The following is a 21,390-nucleotide window of genomic DNA, read 5'->3' as shown; positions in this document are numbered from 1 at the left end:
ATCGTCACTGCTTCTTTCTATGTTTTCTATGCTTTTCATTAATCAGCCTGTCCACCCCATTCTTCCTGCTGCACATAAACGCACTTAGAAATGCTACTAATGGCACAGTCATTACAATCCCTATACTGCCTGAGATCCCCTGTATAATCTCCAACGCCATCATGTCACTGTTGAAAATCTGCAAATATGGATAATTAAAGATTCTGAACAGTATCAACATATTAAGTGCCGAACCGGCAAAAGCCAATATCAGCGTGTTAGCCATAGTACCCATGGCATCCCTGCCTATATTTATCCCCGACTGAATCAGCTTTTGTCTGCTAAGTTCCGGATTTAGCTGATGCACCTCAAATACTGCAGACGTAATAGTCATCGCCACATCCATAACTGCGCCAAGTGCCGCTATGAGTATGGCACTGATAAGCAATCCGCTGATATTTAAACTTGTCCCATCTGAACGGAGAACTAATTCTTCCGCCTCTGACATATTAAAACCGTTGATCGGCGTAGCAACTGCCGTAAGAGCTGCGGCGGCTCCTGCCATTGCCACGCCACCCACGCACCCAATGGTTGCACATAAAGTTTTCATTGATAAACCATTTAACAGTATCAATGAAACTGCTGTGATGACCGCTGCTATGACAATGGATGACAATATAGGGTTGATGCCATGCCTTATCATGGGTATGAGCAAAAACCAGATACCAACGATAGCAAATGCAAGTCCCAGTATAGCGGCTATACCTTTTTTTCCCCCGAATACAGCTAAGAACAGCACGAATATCACCGTCAGTCCAAGCAATGCCGGACCCCTGTTGTAATTGGGTATGGATGCTATGTAGGAACGTCCATTGTCATCGATATCCATCCTGACGATTACTTTCGTACCTGCTTTTAAGTCCACATTGTTGTATCCACTCATATAATTGACTGCCGGCAATATTTTACCTCTGTCCTCACCGCTATCTATCTGCATATAGACTTCCTGCACTCCTATGCGCAGCCCCTCTGTCCAGTCTTCTGCTTTCGCCTGGTCACTGATGAGTTCAGTCACATGTGCCCTGGCAAATTTTATCTGGCTTGCCGCCGTTGGCACTTCTCCTGGCAGCGGCTGATTGATCCATATGACAATTGCGATAAATACCACGCAAAAAAGGGATGAAGCTATAAGTTTTATGCAGAATGTTTTGTGGTTTTTCATTTTTACAATACGCCTTTCTGGGAAAGGCACTAATGCGGTTATGAACCCTGAGCCCTTCATCCTGTTTATTTTGTATTATACTTAAGTTGCAATGCCGACACACTGCATAGCCTGTAAAGGCGATAACATGTACAAAATTTTTCCCAAATACTGCCTTGAAAGCGCTGAACATGTTAAGATTCAGGAAATATAACATTCATTATCATTCTATTCCGGTTTCAACCACTTAAGTACTCCTTATGAATAAAAATGATGGTGTAAATTTAAAAGATTGCCATACAAAAAAAACAGGTCAGAACGTCTGTAAATATAAGACATTTCTGACCTGCAAAGGCAACAAATTATGAGGCTGTTACAGCCGTATATTAAAGGACCATACACCACAGGGGAATGGTCACCAGAGATAACAGGGTGGTCACCACCACGCATTTTGTGGCAAAAATATAATCCCCATCATATTTGGCGGCCAATATGGCGGTAGTGCTTCCTGCGGGCATTCCAGTCAAAAGTACGGATACTCCGGACAAAAGAGGAGTTACATGGAAGGCCCTGCAGCATAAGTAAACCAGAAGAGGAAGCAAAAACAAACGGATGAAGGCATATCTTACAATCCCCCGGTCCAATATGCTTCCCGGCTCCACCTCCGCCAGTATGGCACCGATCAAAACCATGGATACGGTGGTGGTACAGCCTCCTACGCTCCTGATGGTGTTTTGAAGGAAGGCCGGCAGAGACAGCCGGGTGATCATAAGGATCAGGCCAATATAGACCGCTATGATGCAGGGATGGGTCAAAACCTTTTTCACCACGGTTTTCCGGTCCGGGCTTTCCGTAAAGTAAGAAACCCCGGCAGACCACATGACGATCCTCTGGGGGATTAAAAATATGGAAGCATACATAAGCCCTTCCGCTCCGTAAACGCCTTCTGCAATGGGATTTCCCATAAAGCCTGCATTGGAACATACCGTGCCATACTGAAGCACCTTTTTACGGCTCTCCGGCTCCCTGTTGTAGAAAACCTTTGCAAATATAAGACAGCCAGCCTGAATCAGGGAGGCAATGGTAAGGATCACGGCAAATCCCTTTAAGATATCCAGATTAAACTCTATGAAAAATGAATTGATGATGTTGCAGGGAAGGATCAGATAGATCACCAGATCCGTAAGAACGGTCTTTGCCCCTTCCGCCAGGATCCCCTTCCTTCTTAAGATGACCCCTGCTGCCACCAGGAGAAACAGCATCCCCTGGAGGTTTAAAAGATGTTGATAGTCCATGTCTAGCTCTCTTCTTTTGATTTCATATATTCATCCATGGCCATGGCCACGATCTTTGAGTAGGCAACCGCTTCCACCACGGTCCTGGCCCCAAGGACCACATCTCCGGAAGCGAATATGCCTGGAATGGTGGTCTGACCATTTTCATCCGTCATCAAAAGCCCGTTCTGGCTGGCCAGTAAGCCCTTGGTGGTATTCACCAGCTTGCTTTTCGGCCCCTGGCTGATGGAAATGATGGTGGAGTCCGCAAAAACCTGCTCCCTCTCTTCATCGATGCCGGTCTGGTTTCCTTCCTGGTCATAATGGATGTTCTCAAACACCGGTCCCTCATCCGTAATCTCTGCGATCTGTTTCCCAAACTGAAAGTCAGCCCCGTCAAGCCTTGCATAGGCTGTTTCGTGGTCGCTGGCATTGCTGGATAAGCCTCTGGCATAAAGGGTCACCTTCCTGGCCCCGTGGCGTATCACGGTCCTTGCCACATCCATGGCGGAATTGCCTGTGCCGATGATGGCAACTGTCTCCCCCAGATCATAGGCATCGGGATTTGCCAGATGATCAATGGCATAATGGACATTTCCCAGGGATTCCCCTTTTACCCCAAGGGTTTTCGGCCTCCAGACCCCGGTTCCGATAAAGATGCTCTGATAGCCGTCACGGATCAGATCCTTGATTTCCAGAGCTGTTCCAATGGCTGTATTGGGGCGGATCTTCACTCCTATCTCCAGAAGCTTCTTTTTGTACCGCTCTAAAATGGTCTTTGGAAGACGGAATTCCGGTATTCCGTATTGGAGAACGCCTCCCACCTTATCCTTGGCATCGAAAATCGTTACGCTGTAACCTTCCTTTGTCAGAAGGATGGCAATGGTGATCCCTGCCGGGCCTGCGCCGATCACCGCCACCTTTTTCCCGTTTTTCGGCTTGCACTCTACCTTTATCTTGTTGAAAATGGTGTCGGAAATATAATTTTCTATGCTGCTGATATGCACCGGCTGTCCCTTTTTCCCTAAAATGCAATGGCCTTCACACTGCTTCTCATGATTGCACACAAGGGAGCAGACCAGGGACAGGGGATTGTTTTCAAATATCATTTCTCCGGCCTTGTTTAAGTTCCCCTCCTTAAATGCAGAAATCATCTGGGGGATGGGGGTGTTGATCGGGCAGCCCTGACGGCATAAGGGCTTCTTGCAGTTTAAACATCTGTTTGCTTCATCAATAACATGAACAGCCATGATTTATTTTCCTCTCTTTTTCTGTGCCTATGGAGTTTCTTTCCCATAGATTCTATTGTTGCATATTGTATACAGTTTAGTTTTTTATTTTTCACATCATATCACACCCAAAATAATAAAAGCAATAGGCATCATTTATGTACAGAAAAAAATAAATTTTGACAAAAATATATCGAATTCCCGGCATTTTTAGATTCATTGAGATCCAAAAAAGAATCCGGCAGATAAAGGCGAAGGAAATGTCCAAACGCCGGTATCCCGGATTCTCTGTTTTTAAATTATTTGCCCTCGTAGGTGATCATGGCTTCCACATCATATCCTGCAAGCTTATCTCTGCCGTTTAATCCTGCAAGCTCCATGATAAAGCAGATCTTCACCACTTCTCCTCCAAGCTCCTCCACCAGCTTAATGATGGCTTCAATGGTACCGCCTGTGGCGATCAGGTCATCAATAATAACCACCTTTTGCCCCGGCCTGATGGAATCCTTGTGGAGCTCAATGGTGGCTGTGCCGTATTCCAGCTCATAATCGGCAGACAGAACCTCTCTTGGAAGCTTGCCTTTCTTTCTCACCGGAACAAAGCCCTTATGCTCTGCATAGGCCACCGGAACGCCAAAGATAAAGCCCCTTGACTCAGGTCCCACTACCGAATCATATTCCACCCCTTTTAACATCTCCCGTATGCCATCCACTGCCAGGGAAAGCCCGTCCGGATCCTCCAGAATGGTTGTCACATCCCGGAAAATAATTCCTTCCTCCGGAAAATCCGGAATGCTTGTGACATATTCTTCTAATTTCTTCATCGTCATACCTCGTATTGTCATAATTTGTATACTAATCAACTCAGGCTCAAAAAAGCCTTTCCTATCCTCTTGGATGAGCGCCTGTATAGGCACGGCGCAAATCTTCCCCTCGGGTATAGTTCATATACATCTGTGTGGTAGCCATATCGGAATGGCCCAGCATGGCCTGTACCGCATGGATGTCCGCTCCATTGCGGAGCAAATGGGCCGCAAAGGAGTGACGCAGGGTGTGAGGCGTAATGTCTGCCTTGATCCCGGCCTTATCCCCATAGAATTTTATGATCTTCCAAAATCCCTGGCGGCTCATGGACTTTCCGTTGCAGTTGGTAAACAGCCACGGGGATTCCTCATCCCGCAGAAAATACTCCCGGCCCCGTTCCATGTAAGCCGAAAGTGCAAGCTTGGCCACCTTTCCAAAAGGAACCATGCGTTCCTTGTGTTCATCCCGGCAGGTGATATATCCGATGGACAGATTCACGTCGGTCTTTTTTAAATGAATGAGCTCAGATACCCGGATGCCGGTGGCATAAAGCAGCTCCAGCATGGCCCGGTCCCGAAGCTCCTTGGGAGTTTCCCCGTCTGGCTGGCTTAAAAGGTTATTCACCTCATCCACCGTCAAAATGGTAGGCGCCTTTTTTTCCACTTTAGGCGCCTTTAACAGCTCCGCCGGGTCCTTCTGGATTCTCCCTTCGTTGCATTCGTAATGAAAAAATGCCTTCATGGAAGCCAGACTGCGCGAAATAGTAGTGGTAGCCTTCCCCTCCTTCTCCAGATGCAGGATATAGGAAGTAAGACTGGTCTTTGTCACCTTGTCCACCTCGCGGATGCCCTGCTGCTCTAAAAAGGAAGCCAACTGCATCAAATCTCTCTGATAAGATACCTCTGTGTTTTTTGATGTCTTTTTTATCTCTCTTAAATAAATGATAAAATGATTAATCTCTGCTACCATCTCCATATCCCCTGACCTTTGACCTTTCGGCTTCAAAAATGCCCTAAAAATGAGGCTTCTTCCTAACATTATATAGACTATTTTCGATAAAATCAAACACATTTTTCCTGCTGTTAAGACATTTTGGGGTCACTTTACATAACATGTACAAGATGTTGGTAATGCATGATCTTTTTTCGCAAGATATGGGGAAATGGGCTCATTTATTTTTTTTAATTCTTTCTCTATGAAAGGACCATTTTTAGAAAAAACGGGTTAAGCCAGGCTTCGCAGGCGCTCCCCAGGGCTGCCAGGAACAAAAGCAGCAAAAAAGCAGGGACCCGAAACTGCCGTCCCTTTTGCATTCCCCACAAAAGAAGGATGCTCCATAAGGGAAGGTAGCAAAGTCCCTGGGGCATGACCGTCATGAGAAACACGAGAAGACCCATAAGCCCCTTTTGGACGGTTATGACGGAAAGGACAAATCCCATGGAAAAACCGATCCCTGCCGTCAGCAGGCAGAACAGAGGAACTGCATAGGCAGTCAGGCCGATGAGCCATGCGATCCACACTTCTATCCCTCTCTGTCTTAACACCTGATAAAAAAGCTGCAGCCGCTCCCCTTTGTCCAGGTTCACATTTCTGTCCAAAAGGCCCAGATAATATGCAGCTTCCTCCATAAATGACGGATACCAGAAATTTGCTATGACCGTCCCGGCAATCAGCCCGGCAAAAAAACAAAGAAGGCACCGGTCCTCTGCCTTTAAGTTCCGCTCCAGAGAAGCGTACATTGCCCTTGGGCCCGGCCTTCTCCTGAAACGTAATCCAATTGTATGAAATAAACTGGCCATTTAAAAATCCCCCTGCAGGTCTTGTCATAAGACGTCTTTCTTTCAACCTTATGCTTAAAAAGGGACATTTATTCTAGCAAAGGCAACCAGCTAAGGTCTGACCGGCTTACAGGATTTTCCCTACTTTACACCGTACTTTCTTCCATAAGCCAAAATGGCAGCAATGGTCTTTCCATCGGTGATCTCTCCCCGGTAAATCTTCTGTTCTAAGTCACTTACCTCCCATTCTTCCACCTCGATGTATTCGTCTTCATCCAGATTCTGTTTGGAAGGCTCTAATTCCCTTGCAACAAAAATGTCAATGGCTTCATCGCAGAATGCAACCGTTGTGTTGATGCTGATTAAATATTCCAGCTTTTCCTTGTCCGTTTTATAGCCGGTCTCTTCCTCCAGCTCCCTGTGGGCGCAGTCAATCTTTGGCTCATCAGGGCTGTCAAGAGCTCCGGCCGGGATCTCCAGGGTATACCGGTCTAAGGCATTGCGGTACTGGCGCACCATGAGAAGTTTCCCGCTTTTTGTCACAGGAACCACTGCCGCCGCTCCCTTATGATGGATGAAATCCCAGTGGGCCAGATGGCCGTTGGCATCCACCGTATCCTCATATATATCCAAAATATTTCCTTCGTACTTTAATTCCCTGTTAAGGCGTTTTACAGGCTTCTGTTCCATGATCTTACCTCCGTGTATATTATGATAGTTTCTCACACTTTTTAAAGCAGGCATCCGCCGCTTTTATGACCGCACTGCGAAATCCCGATTCCTCCAGGGCCGATACTCCCTCAATGGTAGTTCCTCCCGGTGAACACACCCGGTCCTTTAAGACTCCCGGATGCTCCCCTGTTTCCAGAACCATCCTGGCGCTGCCAAGGACTGTCTGGGCTGCCATCTCATAGGCGGCATCCCTGGGCAGGCCGTATTTTACCGCGCCGTCCGCCAGAGCCTCAATAAACATATAAACATACGCAGGAGAGCTTCCGCTTACACAGACAACCGCATTCATAAGCCGTTCTTCCACCAGACGCATCCTTCCCAGAGAACTGAAAATGGTTCCGATGGTTTCCTTCTCTTCCTGGGAAAATGCCTTTTCATCATAGCAGACTCCTGTCATCCCTTCTCCAAGGAGGGCGGGAGTATTAGGCATGGCCCGGACCACCCGCTTTTCGTCTCCCAGCTTTTCCTTTAGCTGAGCCGTTGTGATCCCGGGTGCAATGGAAATGATCACATGGTTTTCCGTCACCTTATGGCGGATATCAGACAGCACGGGATCAAAGTACTGGGGCTTCACGGCCAGCACAACGTACTTTGCCTGTCCCGCGCACCAGGCGTTGCTTTCCCCGTGGGCCACTCCCAGCTCTTCTGTGATCTTCCCGCACCGCTCCCGGTTCACATCGGTAAAAATCAAGTCTTCCTTCCCGTATGTCTTTAACAGCCCTTTCAATATTGCATAGCCCATATTTCCCATTCCTATGATACCTATTTTCGCCATAATCCTTCCTCCTGCTTCTGTCTGGAATTCTGCATCCGATCAGCATCATTCTAGCACCATTTTTTTTAATGTGTCAATCCTTGGAATCCTCCTGATTGACAGAAATGATCCGCACCCCCTGCTTTCCCAGGGAAGCTTTGTCCTGTTCCTTAAATTCATGGTCCGTTATGATTCCTGTATAATCGGCCAGGCAGTTGATCCGGTTCATGCCCTGCCTGCCGAATTTTGAGTCATCCACCGCCAGGAATGACTGCCGGCACTGCTTTACAAGCTGGCGCTTTAAAAATGCCTTATCAGTGGTAGGCGTCAGCACATGGAATTCCCCGCTTATGGCGGCAGCCCCGAAAAAGCCTGTATCAAACCGGAAATCCTCTATCATCTGGGTGGTGTAATAGCCCAGGGTGCTGCCTGTGGACTTTTGGACATAACCGCCGCACAGGATTAAATCTGCCTTGCTGTTCTTCATCAGAAGGGCAATCTCCAAATCATTGGTGATAACCGTCATATTTTCCATGTCCATGATCCGCTTGGCGATCTCATAGGTGGTGGTTCCTGCATCCAGATATACGGTAGTCCCTTCTCTGATAAATTCCACGCATTTTTCTGCGATCCTCTCTTTTTCTCCATGGTTTTTCACACTTTTATCCGCATAGGCCACCTCTGTCTTGCTTACCGCACCTCCATGGCAGCGTTCGATCAGCCCTTCTTTCTGAAGCTTTTCCAAATCCCTGCGAATGGTCATGGGGCTGACGTCAAGCTCCTTTGCCAGCTCCTCGACCTGGACGCTTCCATCTTCCTGTATCATGTTCAGAATCTTAATCTGTCTTTCTGCCATCATCATGAGCCGTTCCTCCTGCTGCCAAGCCTGTACCTGTTTCACATAAAAATCCCTGCCGCCGGAGGCTCCGGCGGCAGGGAATCTGTTTCCTGCATGATATCCCTTATGTATATCATAAATGATTACAGGAAAATACTCAATATCAAAACTTCAACAAATCCCACAGCCCATGCTATGGTGGAGGTGATGGAATAGGTGGCGATCTGATCCTTTACTTCTCCAACGCCCAGAGTACGGTTTACCACCCAGAAATAGCTGTCATTAAAGTAGCTGAAGAACAGGGAGCCTACGCAGCAGGCCAAAGCCCCAAGGATGGGGTTTACGCCCGCAGCCAGGATGATGGGAGCCGATATGCTGGCAGCCGTTGTCATGGCAACCGTACCCGATCCCTGAATAAAGCGCATGGCTGTGGAAATGAGGAACGGAAGGATGACGATGGGAACCGAGGTGCCTGCAAGAACTTCTGCCATATAGGTTCCAAGGCCGCTGTCCTTAATGATCTGTCCCAGGGCACCGCCGCCGCCTGTCACCAGCATGATGATTCCGGCAGATGCCATGCCTTTTTCCATTTCCTTAATAGCCTCTTCTCTGGTTAAGTTTCTTCCCAGAGTGAAGATGGCAAGCACAAGTCCGATTCCTACCGCTACAATGGGGCTTCCAAGAAACTGGAATACCACCATAAAGCCGGAGGTCTTTCCCAAAGCATTGGAAACTGTGCTGATCAGGATGAGGATGATGGGAAGGAACAGAGGGGCAAAGGATTCCAGGGTGGAAGGAAGGTTTTCAAATCCAACGGAAAAATCCTGGGAGTAATCCGGCTCCTGATAGGGGAGCCGCACAAAGCCTTCCTTATCGTCAGGAATCTGGTAAATCTTCTTTCCGATCATTCTTGCATAAAACGTACAGGCCACTGTCATGGGAATGGCCACAACAATGCCGTAAAGAATAAATTTTCCCACGTCCACTCCAAAGATCCCGCACACGCCCAAAGGCCCGGGAGTGGGAGGTACAAGGGTATGGGTGATCACAAGTCCTGCAGCCAGGGCCGCACCCAGGGAAATTACTGATTTTTTCGTCACCTTTGAGATTGCCTTTGCAATGGGAGCCAGGATCACAAAACCTGAGTCACAGAAAATAGGGATAGAAACCAGAAATCCCGTAAGGGCCAAAGCTTCCTCTTCCCTCTTTTTCCCAAAGAGCTTTAAAAACGTCTGGGCCATCCGTTTGGCCGCCCCGGTCCGTTCAAAGATCTGTCCCATCATCACCCCAAAACCAATGATGATTCCTATGCTTCCAAGGGTTCCCCCGAATCCGGTTGTTATGGAATTAACAATACCAAAGGTTTTGCCGTTTTCCAGGGTGATGTTCACAAGAGGCATGCCTCCTATTACACCGATGATGACCGCTGCCATAATCAGGGCCAGAAACGCATGGATCTTTGTTTTCAGTACCAACAATATGAGAATCACAATGCCGATTAAAAGGGCAATCATCATTCTTTCGCCGTTAAGTCCTCCTACCATAAAGAAACCCTCCTCTTAATTTTTCACTGCCCCTGCTACACTTTTTTAAAGCGGGGGGAATATTTTGCTGCAAGTAAAATGGCCTCGATCATGCTGACAGCGGCTGCCTTTCCTGTCCCGGCGATGTCAAAGGCCGTACCATGGTCTACCGAGGTGCGCAGAATGGGCATCCCGTTGGTGACGGCAATAGTCCGGTCAAAATCCAGGGTCTTTGTGGCAATATGCCCCTGGTCGTGATACAGGGAAAGGACGCTGTTAAACCGCCCCTGGGCCGCCTGATGAAACACGGAATCCGCCCCAATAGGGCCTGTTACCGGATATCCCTCTTCCTGAAGCTCCAATACGGCAGGGATGATCTCCTTCACCTCTTCGTCACCAAACAGGCCATGCTCCCCGCAATGAGGATTCAGCCCGGCAACCGCCATGGTTCCCTCCTCTACCCCCAGCCGTTTCAATGCTTCTAAGCAGCGCTTCACATAATCCTTGATCCTCTCCTTTGTTACCATATCCAGCATATTTCTTAAGGAAACATGCCTGGTGAGGAAAAAGACTCGCAGCCCGTTGGTCTCAAACATGGTCAGGGGATCCTCCGTTTCCGTTAGGGCGCTGAATATCTCTGTGTGGCCAATAAAATGAATGTCTGCTGCCTTTAATGCCTCCTTGTTGATGGGAGTGGTAGCCACCGCATCTGCCCTGCCCTGGTTTGCCAGTCTGACGCTTTCCTCAATGTATTCATAAGCAGCCCTGCCGCACATGCCGCTTACCTCTCCAAAGGCAAACTGGTCCATGTCCACGTTATCTAAGTCAATGAGGTTTAATATCCCTTCCTCAAATTCCCCTTCCTCCGGCTCCTTTACCGTCTTGATCCTTAAATCCGCCCCGGTGATCCTGATGGCCTGCTCCATGACTTTTCTGTCCCCTACTGCAATGCATCTGGCCGCCTCAAGGACTCTTGGCTCTGCCAGCGCCTTTGCCACGATCTCCGGGCCAATGCCCGCCGGATCTCCAATGGGTATTACGATTAGTGGTTTGCTCATGTTTATTTCCTCCATTTCTTAGCTTCCATAGGTTTACATAAATAATTTCTCTTTCAGATAGGTGATGCACCGGTTGGCAGCATCCGGCTCTCCCACCATACCGCCTTTTGTTATGATGGACACCCCTTCAAAATCTCCTTTTAAAAACGTCCCATAGGCTGCCAGGGGAAGGACCTCGTCAAGAAGGCATAAGCCTGCGGTATGGAACTTCTGGCAGATGGCTATGGTGATGTCCCCTCCGCTGCTGTAGATTCCCTGAAAGCTGCTGTTACTTGTAAATATCCTGCGAGTGATCTCCGCAAAGGAATCACAGATCCGCCCGGTCATCTCATCCACTCCGCCGGGAAAACCGGATTCATACTTTTTAAAATCGATCCTGTTTTCCGGATAGATTCCATCTCCCGTGACGGTCAGGATGTCATAGGACTTGCCGGCCTCCAGTACCTCATTGACTGCCCGGTTGATTTCCTCTTCCCTGCTTTCTTCATTTTCCAGGAACTTTGCGGCGGAAACAAAAATGTTGTAGGCAGTGCGCTGGGTCAGCCACAGCTCTTCCATCTGTTTTCTTGTCACAGGATTCACGCTTCCCACCACAGCCAGTATCTTGTTGTTCCTCTCCCTGTCCGGCGGGACAATCTGCTTTCTGGCAACGGTGGAAGTAAACACTCCCGGATCCACCGCAGCAAACTTAATTTTGCTTGTAATCGCCGCATCTGCGATTAAGTCCAAGTCCTCCTGGGTCACACAATCCATGATGATGATCCTGCACCCGTCCTCTACAAGGGCCTTGATCCGGTCTGCCAGAACGTGTTTTCCTTCCATCATGCCGTTCATCTGAATGCTGCCCACTTTATACTTGCTCTGGGCCTCAAATATCTTCTTCACATCCGATGTGAACACAGGAGTCTTTGGATCCAGGGCAGCTTCTGTCTTGTGGAGGGGAAGCCCTTTCACCATCATGTATCCGCCGATGACAATTCTTCCTGAGGCCGGAAAGCAGGGCGCACAGATGGCGGTATAATCCGGCCCCAAAGCATCTAAAAGAGCATCCGTCTCACTTCCTACATTGCCCCTTAAAGTGCTGTCAATGCGCTTTGCATATACCTTGATCTCTTCATCCTTTAAAAGATTGGTCACGTTAAATACCCGGTTGTAAGCGGCCTCGCTGCTTGCCCCTCTGCTGTCTGTCGGATACATGATGCAGTCGCACTGATCGAACAGTGAAAGGTTCAGCCGTTCCGAATTCATCACGGTATAGGTCCGGTAATTCATTTTCTTAAGCAGGACCCCGGTGGCGTTTGCCCCGGTCAGATCATCTGCTACCACAATACATTGAGGCATATTTCCTCTCCCTTCTTTCCATCGGTTCCGGCATTGGGACATTTTACGCCAGAACAATTGATGTTTGTTTATGTTCATTACCTATGTTCATTTATGTTCTAAATCTTACATTTTTTGTTCGTTATTGTCAATATCCTTTTTATATTCTTTTATTTTTTGTTGATTTTGTTCAATGTGTTTTTACAAGCCTTCCCTTGTCCTCCGCAAAAAAATCAATTTCCCTATTGACATTTTAATTTTAATCCCATATACTGTAACAAATCAAAGTGATAAACTGTTGAGCAGGAGTAAGTAAGATCTTTACATCATGCACAGAGAGCTTCCGGTTGGTGAGAGGAAGCGTTGATGTCTGGTCTGAATGGACCTGCGAGGGCGGCTTGAAACCGGTTTTACTGCCGGAAATAGATGTCGACGGGTTTCCTATCCGTTATCAAGGGGAGGCACATGTCAGTGTGCTATAAAGCGGGAGAAGTCTATCTTCTCCAATCAGGGTGGTACCACGGAACCGTATTTTCAGGCTTTCGTCCCTCTTTTCCATAGCAGTATGGAAGGAGGGACGGAGGCCTTTTTTATTTCTCCAGGCAATAAGTCAGATTCAGGAATGAGAGCACTCCTGCCTCCGGTGAATGTTGCAGGGGGCATTACCTCCCAGCCTGCTATGGGGTATTTGACTGGTCATCAGACCAAAAAACAAGGGCACTTACTAAGAAAGGAGCGTAATAACCATGAACATCACGCCGGACTGTAAGGAAATCGAAGCGCTTGCCGGTTCCTATCCCGTTATCCCGGTCTGCAGGGAAATCTTTGCAGACATTGTCACACCCATTACCCTGCTGCGAAAGATCGCAGCCAAAAGCAGCCGCTATTATCTGCTGGAAAGCATTGAGGGAGGCGAGAAATGGGGGCGCTACTCCTTCCTTGGTTATGACCCGGTCCTAAGGGTCACCTTAAAAGATCACGTGGTAAGGGTACATCATTATGGAGAGCCGGAAGCCGACCAGGTGGTCCAAACCGTAAAGCCCTATGATGTGCTGCGGGATATCTTAAAGGATTACCATTCTCCAAAGCTTCCCGGACTCCCTCCCTTTACAGGAGGCTTCGTAGGGTATTTTGCCTACGGCATGATCGGCTATGCGGAACCGGTCCTGTCCATTAAAAAAGGGGCCTGTAATGATTTTGACTTAATGCTGTTTGATACGGTCATCGCCTACGACCATTTGAAGCAGAAAATCAGCCTTGTGGTCAATATGAAAACCGACCGGATCATGGAAAATTACGGGAAGGCCTGTGCAAGGCTGGAAAGCATCGCCGCCATGATCGGAGAAAATACCCCGTTAAAAAAATCTGCAGTCACCAGCCGGCCCAGCTTTCGCTGCAACGTGACCAAGGAGGAATTCTGTTCCATGGTGGAACGGGCAAAGGAGTATATCGTGGACGGGGACATTTTCCAGGCAGTGCTTTCCAGACAGTTTACAAGCGATTACCAGGACAGTCTCCTTAACGCCTACCGGGTATTAAGAACCACCAATCCCTCCCCTTACATGGTATATCTCCACATGGATGATACGGAAATCATAAGCACTTCCCCGGAAACCCTGGTCCGTTTAAAGAACGGGAGGCTCACCACCTTTCCGGTGGCAGGCTCCAGGCCCAGGGGACGAGATGAGGAGGAGGACAACAGGCTTTCAAAAGAGCTTCTGGCGGATGAAAAGGAACTGGCAGAGCACAACATGCTGGTGGACTTAGGAAGAAACGATTTAGGAAAAATCGCGGAGTTTTCCACCGTAGAGGTGACCGGATACAAAATGATCCACCGTTATTCCCGGATCATGCACATCTGCTCCCAGGTGGAGGCGGATATCACTCCTGACCGGGATGCCTTTCATGCCATAGAGGCGGTTCTTCCGGCAGGCACCCTTTCCGGCGCTCCAAAGATCCGGGCCTGTGAAATCATCGAAGAACTGGAAACAGAGCCAAGGGGCATTTACGGAGGAGCCCTGGGCTACATTGATTTTACCGGTAACATGGATACCTGCATTGCCATACGCATGGCAGTAAAGAGCCAGGGAAAGGTATATGTTCAGGCAGGCGGGGGCATTGTGGCCGACAGTGTTCCGAAACGGGAATACGAAGAATCGGAAAACAAGGCAAAGGCCGTGATCCGGGCCATTGAAACTGCAGGGGAGGTAAATGACTGATGATTCTTTTAATCGATAATTACGACAGCTTTTCCTACAACTTAGTCCAGATGTCCGGCGGCTTAAATCCGGATATCAGGGTCATACGAAACGACGAGATGACCGTGGAGGAAATAAGGGACCTGTCTCCCAGCCACATCCTCCTCTCCCCCGGCCCCGGCTATCCAAAGGACGCAGGCGTGTGCGAGGAAGTGGTGAGAAGGCTTTCCGGCACAATCCCTATGCTTGGGGTATGCCTGGGGCACCAGGGGATCTGCGAAGTATTCGGGGCAGAGATCACCCATGCACGGAAGCTGATGCACGGAAAACAGAGCCTCCTGACCATTGATGTCTCTGATCCCATCTTTCACGGGCTTCCGGAGCAGATCCTGGCCGCCAGGTACCACTCTCTCATCGCCGCAAAGGATTCCCTTCCCCATTGCCTGACCGTCATCGGGACCGATGACATGGGGGAAATCATGGCGGTAAAGCATAAGGAATACCCCCTTTACGGGCTTCAATTCCATCCGGAATCCATCCTGACGCCAAATGGGATGACCATACTTAAAAATTTCTTATCCATTCATATAAAGGAGGCAGAGTAAATGATTCAGCAGGCAATCCATGAAGTTATCTCAGGACAGGATTTAAGCTTTGAATCTGCAAAAGAGGTGATGAACGAGATCATGAGCGGTGAAACCACCCCGGCCCAGATGGCCGCATTTTTAACAGGGCTACGGATGAAGGGGGAAACCATTGATGAGATCACCGCCTGTGCCACGGTCATGCGGGAAAAGGCCTTAAGGCTGGAACCTGATTTTCCGGTCATTGATATCGTAGGCACCGGTGGCGACGAGGCAGGGACCTTTAACATTTCCACCACCACCGCATTTGTGGTGGCCTCAGGGGGCGTTCCCGTGGCAAAGCACGGCAACCGCAGCGTTTCCAGCAAAAGCGGGGCTGCCGATGTGCTGGAGCACCTGGGGGTGAATTTAAACCTTACGTCAGAACAGTCTGGGGAAATATTAAAGAAAACAGGCATGTGCTTCCTCTTCGCCCAGGCTTACCATTCCTCTATGAAATACGCCGGACCGGTCAGGAAAGAGCTTGGGGTGAGGACCATCTTTAATATCTTAGGCCCTCTCTCCAATCCTGCGGGAGCAACCATGCAGCTTTTAGGGGTTTACGACAGGAAGCTGGTGGATCCTCTTGCCCAGGTATTAAGCAATCTTGGGGTCAAAAGAGGCCTGGTGGTCTGTGGAGATGACGGGCTGGATGAAGCCACCGTCACAGGCCCCAGCCATGTATGCGAGATCCGTTTCGGGAAACTGACTCCCTATGAGATCACGCCGGAGCAGTTTTCCTTAAATCGATGCAGCCTTTCAGAGCTGGTGGGCGGCACACCGGCAGAAAATGCCCGGATCACCAGGGATATCTTAAATGGAAAGCTTCATGGGCCAAAGCGGGATATTGTCATACTAAACTCTGCGTTAAGCCTGTACCTGGGAATTGATGACTGCACCATTTTTCAATGCATAGAAAAAGCGGCCCTTCTCATTGATTCTGGAAAAGCCGCCAAAAAGCTTGAAGAATTTGTAAAAATGTCCAACGAGGTGGTTATATGATCCTTGATGTCCTGGCTGCCTCCTCCAGAAAACGGGCGGAGGCAGCAAAAGAAAAGATACCCATGAAGACCATGGAAAGGCTGGCATTTGAAGCCCTGGAAAAAACAAAGGAGAAAGGCCTTTCCTTTGAGAACAGCCTCTCCGCTCCGGGCATTTCCTTTATCTGCGAGGTAAAGCGGGCTTCTCCCTCAAAGGGCCTCATTGCCCCTGAATTCCCCTATGTGGAGATCGCAAAGGATTACGAGGCCGCAGGGGCGGATGCCATTTCCGTTCTCACGGAACCGGAATACTTTCTGGGAAACAACAGCTACTTAACAGGGATCAGCCATAAGGTGAACCTCCCCCTTCTCAGAAAGGATTTTACCGTTGACCCCTACCAGATTTACGAGGCAAAGGTCATAGGCGCTTCCGCAGTCCTCCTGATCTGCGCTCTCCTGGATACAGAAGCCCTGAAAGAAGGATTAAATCTGTGCCGCAGCCTTGGCCTAAGCGCCCTTGTGGAGGCCCATGACGAAGAAGAGATCCATTCCGCCCTGACCGCAGGAGCCAGGATCATCGGAGTGAATAACCGGAATTTAAAAACCTTTGAAGTGGATTTTAACAATTCCCTTCGTTTAAGGACCATGGTTCCCTCTGACGTACTTTTCGTGGCGGAAAGCGGGATCAAAACAGAAGCAGATATCCGTCTCCTGTCTGAAGCAGGGGTCAATGCGGTCCTGATCGGGGAAAGCCTGATGCGCTCCCCGGATAAGAAGGAAATCATAAGCGGGTTAAAGAGGGCGGCGCAATGAATTCTAAAGGAAAACGGATCAAAATATGCGGGCTGACCCGCAGGGAAGATATTCTGGCGGTAAATACCTGGAAACCGGATTACGCCGGCTTCGTATTCGCTCCCGGAAAACGCCGCATCACCGGGCCGGAGGCCCAGGAGCTTAAGAAGCTGCTGCTGCCGGAGATCCAGGCAGTGGGGGTTTTCGTAAACAGCCCCATAGAGGATATCCTGGCCCTGGCAGAGAATAAAACCATTGATCTTATCCAGCTTCACGGCGACGAGGACCGGGATTACATCCTGGAACTAAAAAGCCGTCTGGCCTCCGGCCTTCCTGTCATAAAGGCCGTAAGGGTCCGGCAGGCGGAGGATATGAAGGAGGCGGAAGATCTTCCCGCAGATTTCCTGCTTTTTGATACTTATACCAAAGGCCTTTACGGGGGCAGCGGAAAGACCTTTGACTGGTCCATGATACCGGACATAAAAAAGCCATGGTTCCTGGCCGGAGGCATAGACGCCTCAAACATAAAGCAGGCCATGAAAACAGAGGCCTTTTGCCTGGATTTAAGCAGTTCCGTAGAAACGGAGGGCAAAAAGGACCTGTCAAAAATAAAAACAATCATACAAACAGTAAGGAGTGAACAGCCATGTCAAAAGGAAAATTTGGACAGCACGGCGGACAGTTTGTCCCCGAAACGCTGATGAATGCAGTAAATGAACTGGAAGAAGCTTATGAGAAGTACAGTCATGACCAGGAGTTTTTCGCAGAACTTCAGGACCTTCACAAAAAATATACGGGAAGGCCTTCCCTGCTCTACTATGCAGAGCGGATGACAAAGGACTTAGGCGGAGCGAAAATCTATTTAAAGCGGGAGGATCTAAACCACACCGGCTCCCACAAGATCAACAATGCCCTGGGTCAGGTCCTTCTTGCAAAAAGGATGGGAAAGACCCGTGTCATCGCTGAAACAGGGGCCGGGCAGCACGGGGTTGCCACCGCTACCGCCGCCGCTCTCATGGGAATGGACTGCGAGGTTTTTATGGGAAAAGAGGATACGGACCGTCAGGCCTTAAATGTATTCCGCATGGAGCTTTTAGGCACAAAGGTCCACGCCGTTACAAGCGGTACCCAGACCTTAAAGGATGCAGTCAATGAGACCATGAGGGAATGGACCAGCCGGGTGGCTGACACCCATTATGTCTTAGGCTCTGTCATGGGCCCTCACCCCTTTCCCACCATTGTAAGGGATTTTCAGAGCATCATCGGCAAGGAGGTCCGCACACAGTTAATGGCGGCGGAAGGAAAGCTTCCTGACCTGGTGATCGCCTGTGTGGGCGGGGGCAGCAATGCCATGGGAATCTTCCATGAATTTGTAAACGAGCCTTCCGTAAAGCTGGTTGGCTGCGAAGCCGCAGGACACGGCATTGAAACAGAAAAGCATGCGGCCACCATTTCCACCGGCTCCCTTGGAATCTTCCACGGGATGAAATCCTATTTCTGCCAGGATGAATACGGCCAGATCGCCCCTGTTTTCTCCATTTCCGCAGGACTTGACTATCCGGGCATAGGCCCGGAGCACGCGGATCTTCACGACTCAGGAAGAGCCGCCTACGTCCCAATTACGGACCAGGAGTCCGTGGAAGCCTTTGAATACTTATCCCGTCTGGAAGGGATCATTCCTGCCATTGAAAGCGCCCATGCAGTGGCATATGCCAGAAAGATCGCTCCTTCCATGGGAAAGGATGAGATCATTGTCATTAATTTATCAGGGCGGGGCGACAAGGATGTGGCCGCCATTGCCCGTTACAAGGGGGTTGAAATCTATGAGTAGAATAAGCGAAGTATTTTCTAAGGGAAAAGCATTTATCCCATTTATTACGGCCGGGGATCCTGACCTTGCCACCACGGAAGAACTGGTTCCAGCCATGGCCGAAGCCGGAGCGGATTTGATCGAGCTGGGAATCCCTTTTTCAGACCCAATCGCAGAGGGAATCGTGATCCAGGAGGCCGATATGCGGGCTCTGGAGTCAGGAGTTACCACGGATAAGCTTTTCGATTCCGTAAAACGGATACGGAAAAAAACCGATGTTCCTCTGGCTTTTATGACTTATATCAATCCAGTATTTGTGTATGGAAGCGAACGGTTTTTAAAAAATGCGGCGGAATGCGGCATTGATGCTCTGATCGTGCCGGATATGCCTTTTGAAGAACGGGAGGAGCTGCTGCCCTTTTGCAGGAAATACGGGATCGAACTGATTTCCCTGATCGCCCCTACTTCCAAGGAACGCATACGGGCCATTGCATCAGGATCGGAAGGATTTATCTACTGCGTTTCTTCCATGGGCGTGACCGGAGTGAGATCGGAAATCAACACCAACATTGGGGAAATGGTTTCCCTGGTAAAGGAGACAAAGGATATTCCCTGCGCCATCGGCTTTGGTATCTCCACGCCGGAGCAGGCAAGGGAAATGGGCAAAAACGCAGACGGCGTCATTGTTGGCAGCGCCATCGTGAAGATCGCCGCAAAGTATGGAAAGGAATGCGTAGGGCCTGTCTGCGATTATGTAAGAGAAATGAAGGCGGCCATTTCCGGCTGACAGCCGGTCTGGGATGTTTTCCTTGACAAGAATAAAACAGAATGCTACACTAATGACCACAAGAGGGAGCTCGTAGGCGGGCTGAGAGGAAGTAATCAACTTCGACCTTTATAACCTGATTTGGGTAATGCCAACGTAGGGATTCATACGGGACAATTGTATTTTCCGAGCCTATACCTGTTGGTATGGGCTCTTTTTGCGTGAGCAATAAGCCGGACGAGTATGCCTGCATATTCATCCGGCGAATTCCCTTACAATCCCTCCGTTAATCAAAAGGAGGAACAAAGATGAATTACACCACACAAATGGATGCTGCAAGAAAAGGCATTCTCACAAAGGAACTGATGGCAGTCGCCGGGAAGGAACAATGGGAGCCGGAAAAGCTTCGGGAGCTGGTGGCCCAGGGAAAAGTCGCCATTCCTGCCAACAAGAACCACACCTGTTTAAAACCCAGCGGGATCGGATCCATGCTGAGGACAAAGATCAACGTGAACCTTGGAACCTCCAGGGATTTGAATGACTTGGAAATGGAGCTTCAAAAGGTAAAGGACGCAGTCCTCATGGGGGCGGAATCCATTATGGACCTAAGCTCCTTTGGAGATACCCGGAAATTCCGCAAAAAGCTGACCGGGGAATGTCCGGCTATCATCGGTACGGTACCTATCTATGATGCCGTGGTTTATTACCACAAGCCCCTTCGGGAAATCACTGCCAAAGAATGGATCCGGATCGTGGAAATGCACGCGGAAGACGGGGTGGATTTCATGACCATTCACGTGGGGATCAACAGGCAGACTGCCAGAAGGTTTAAGGAAGCAAAACGGCTGACCAACATCGTTTCAAGGGGAGGGTCTATCATCTTTGCCTGGATGGAGATGACCGGGGAGGAAAATCCATTTTATGAGCATTACGACCGCATTCTGGAAATCTGTCAGAAGCATGATGTGACCTTAAGCCTTGGAGATGCCTGCCGGCCGGGATGTATTGAGGACGCATCCGATATATCCCAGGTGGAGGAACTGGTGACCCTTGGGGAGCTGACAAGGAGAGCCTGGGAAAAGGATGTGCAGGTAATCATTGAAGGCCCCGGCCACATGCCTCTGGACCAGATTGCTGCCAATATGAAAATCCAGCAGACGATCTGCAAGGGAGCACCTTTTTACGTTCTGGGGCCTCTTGTCACAGATATTGCACCGGGTTATGACCATATCACTGCAGCTATCGGAGGAGCCATAGCTGCTGCCGCCGGAGCGGCCTTTCTCTGCTATGTGACTCCTGCGGAGCATTTGAAGCTGCCGGATGAGTCAGACGTAAAGGAAGGGATCATTGCTGCCCGGATCGCTGCCCATGCGGCTGATATTGCAAAGGGAATCAGAGGAGCCAGGGAATGGGATCATAAGATGAGCGACGCCAGAAAACGGCTGGATTGGGAAACCATGTTCCAGCTTGCCATTGACCCGGAAAAAGCCAGACGCTACCGGGCCATGTCAAAACCGGAAAAAGAAGATACCTGCTCCATGTGCGGCAATTTCTGTGCTATGAAAAATATGAACCGGATTCTTGACGGGGAGACCGTAAATATTTTTGATGAATGACATAGCTTATCCAAACTTGCAAGGCAAGTGAAGATAAAAGGGGCGTTCTTTTGCCAAGCGGATATTCGCAATGACCAAGGGTCACAGCGCACCCTGTACCATCGGGTGGACCCTC

General features: G+C 49.3%; 20 protein-coding genes, 1 riboswitch and 1 other annotated feature. Of the genes, 8 read left to right on the top strand and 12 right to left on the bottom strand.

What is annotated here, in order from left to right:
- Positions 1-4 precede the first annotated feature (4 nt).
- The 12 genes from ACYVD3_RS12660 to ACYVD3_RS12605 all read right to left on the bottom strand — a co-directional run bounded on the left by ACYVD3_RS12660 (position 5) and on the right by ACYVD3_RS12605 (position 12,511).
- The gene (locus tag ACYVD3_RS12660) at positions 5-1,201 is read right to left on the bottom strand and encodes a YibE/F family protein (protein ID WP_460642881.1); all 1,197 of its coding nucleotides are present in this window, start codon (positions 1,199-1,201) and stop codon (positions 5-7) included.
- Positions 1,202-1,566: 365 nt separating this feature from the next.
- On the bottom strand, positions 1,567-2,475 hold the full coding sequence (locus tag ACYVD3_RS12655) for an AEC family transporter (protein WP_460642880.1): 909 nt from the start codon (positions 2,473-2,475) through the stop codon (positions 1,567-1,569).
- Between the two features lie 2 nt (positions 2,476-2,477).
- Positions 2,478-3,704, bottom strand: a complete 1,227-nt coding sequence (locus tag ACYVD3_RS12650) for an NAD(P)-dependent oxidoreductase (RefSeq protein ID WP_460642879.1) — start codon at positions 3,702-3,704, stop codon at positions 2,478-2,480.
- 278 nt (positions 3,705-3,982) lie between these two features.
- Positions 3,983-4,507 carry an adenine phosphoribosyltransferase gene (locus ACYVD3_RS12645; RefSeq protein ID WP_460642878.1) on the bottom strand — a complete coding sequence of 175 codons (525 nt, stop codon included), beginning with the start codon at positions 4,505-4,507 and terminating at the stop codon, positions 3,983-3,985.
- 61 nt (positions 4,508-4,568) lie between these two features.
- A complete protein-coding gene (xerD, locus tag ACYVD3_RS12640; protein WP_460642877.1) occupies positions 4,569-5,456 on the bottom strand; it encodes a site-specific tyrosine recombinase XerD in 888 nt (295 codons plus the stop codon).
- A gap of 224 nt (positions 5,457-5,680) precedes the next feature.
- Positions 5,681-6,286, bottom strand: coding sequence for a stage II sporulation protein M (locus ACYVD3_RS12635; RefSeq protein ID WP_460642876.1), 606 nt, complete (start codon positions 6,284-6,286; stop codon positions 5,681-5,683).
- Between the two features lie 120 nt (positions 6,287-6,406).
- The gene (locus ACYVD3_RS12630) at positions 6,407-6,955 is read right to left on the bottom strand and encodes an NUDIX hydrolase (RefSeq protein WP_460642875.1); all 549 of its coding nucleotides are present in this window, start codon (positions 6,953-6,955) and stop codon (positions 6,407-6,409) included.
- A gap of 19 nt (positions 6,956-6,974) precedes the next feature.
- Positions 6,975-7,772: a pyrroline-5-carboxylate reductase gene (gene proC / locus ACYVD3_RS12625; protein ID WP_460642874.1), complete on the bottom strand. Its 798-nt coding sequence runs from the start codon at positions 7,770-7,772 to the stop codon at positions 6,975-6,977.
- Positions 7,773-7,845: 73 nt separating this feature from the next.
- On the bottom strand, positions 7,846-8,613 hold the full coding sequence (locus ACYVD3_RS12620) for a DeoR/GlpR family DNA-binding transcription regulator (protein ID WP_460642873.1): 768 nt from the start codon (positions 8,611-8,613) through the stop codon (positions 7,846-7,848).
- Between the two features lie 119 nt (positions 8,614-8,732).
- A complete protein-coding gene (locus ACYVD3_RS12615) occupies positions 8,733-10,133 on the bottom strand; it encodes a GntP family permease (protein WP_460642872.1) in 1,401 nt (466 codons plus the stop codon).
- 35 nt (positions 10,134-10,168) lie between these two features.
- Positions 10,169-11,170, bottom strand: a complete 1,002-nt coding sequence (gene pdxA / locus ACYVD3_RS12610) for a 4-hydroxythreonine-4-phosphate dehydrogenase PdxA (protein WP_460642871.1) — start codon at positions 11,168-11,170, stop codon at positions 10,169-10,171.
- 33 nt (positions 11,171-11,203) lie between these two features.
- Positions 11,204-12,511 carry a four-carbon acid sugar kinase family protein gene (locus ACYVD3_RS12605; RefSeq protein ID WP_460642870.1) on the bottom strand — a complete coding sequence of 436 codons (1,308 nt, stop codon included), beginning with the start codon at positions 12,509-12,511 and terminating at the stop codon, positions 11,204-11,206.
- 268 nt (positions 12,512-12,779) lie between these two features.
- Positions 12,780-13,043 (top strand) — a binding site (T-box leader).
- Between the two features lie 193 nt (positions 13,044-13,236).
- On the opposite strand from ACYVD3_RS12605, the gene ACYVD3_RS12600 reads away from it, so the two are divergent.
- From ACYVD3_RS12600 to thiC, 8 genes are all read left to right on the top strand, one after another.
- Positions 13,237-14,709 (top strand): anthranilate synthase component I family protein, encoded by a 1,473-nt coding sequence (locus ACYVD3_RS12600; RefSeq protein WP_460642869.1) that lies wholly within the window; start codon positions 13,237-13,239, stop codon positions 14,707-14,709.
- Complete coding sequence (locus ACYVD3_RS12595) at positions 14,709-15,293, top strand: anthranilate synthase component II (protein WP_460642868.1); 585 nt, start codon at positions 14,709-14,711, stop codon at positions 15,291-15,293. Before ACYVD3_RS12600 ends, ACYVD3_RS12595 begins: the two co-directional genes overlap by 1 nt.
- Positions 15,294-16,313 (top strand): anthranilate phosphoribosyltransferase, encoded by a 1,020-nt coding sequence (gene trpD / locus ACYVD3_RS12590; RefSeq protein WP_460642867.1) that lies wholly within the window; start codon positions 15,294-15,296, stop codon positions 16,311-16,313.
- The gene (gene trpC, locus ACYVD3_RS12585; RefSeq protein WP_460642866.1) at positions 16,310-17,104 is read left to right on the top strand and encodes an indole-3-glycerol phosphate synthase TrpC; all 795 of its coding nucleotides are present in this window, start codon (positions 16,310-16,312) and stop codon (positions 17,102-17,104) included. Before trpD ends, trpC begins: the two co-directional genes overlap by 4 nt.
- Positions 17,101-17,784: a phosphoribosylanthranilate isomerase gene (locus ACYVD3_RS12580; RefSeq protein ID WP_460642865.1), complete on the top strand. Its 684-nt coding sequence runs from the start codon at positions 17,101-17,103 to the stop codon at positions 17,782-17,784. Before trpC ends, ACYVD3_RS12580 begins: the two co-directional genes overlap by 4 nt.
- A complete protein-coding gene (gene trpB, locus ACYVD3_RS12575; protein WP_460642864.1) occupies positions 17,730-18,914 on the top strand; it encodes a tryptophan synthase subunit beta in 1,185 nt (394 codons plus the stop codon). The genes ACYVD3_RS12580 and trpB overlap by 55 nt, the downstream gene beginning before the upstream one ends.
- A complete protein-coding gene (trpA, locus tag ACYVD3_RS12570; RefSeq protein ID WP_460642863.1) occupies positions 18,907-19,680 on the top strand; it encodes a tryptophan synthase subunit alpha in 774 nt (257 codons plus the stop codon). Before trpB ends, trpA begins: the two co-directional genes overlap by 8 nt.
- A 52-nt stretch (positions 19,681-19,732) precedes the next feature.
- Positions 19,733-19,839, top strand: a riboswitch (TPP riboswitch).
- Between the two features lie 128 nt (positions 19,840-19,967).
- The gene (gene thiC / locus ACYVD3_RS12565) at positions 19,968-21,275 is read left to right on the top strand and encodes a phosphomethylpyrimidine synthase ThiC (protein ID WP_460642862.1); all 1,308 of its coding nucleotides are present in this window, start codon (positions 19,968-19,970) and stop codon (positions 21,273-21,275) included.
- Positions 21,276-21,390: the final 115 nt, after the last annotated feature.

The sequence above is a fragment of the Lacrimispora brassicae genome, assembly GCF_054772055.1.
Note: the sequence above shows the minus strand (reverse complement) of the source record. Positions and strands in the feature narration are given on the sequence as shown.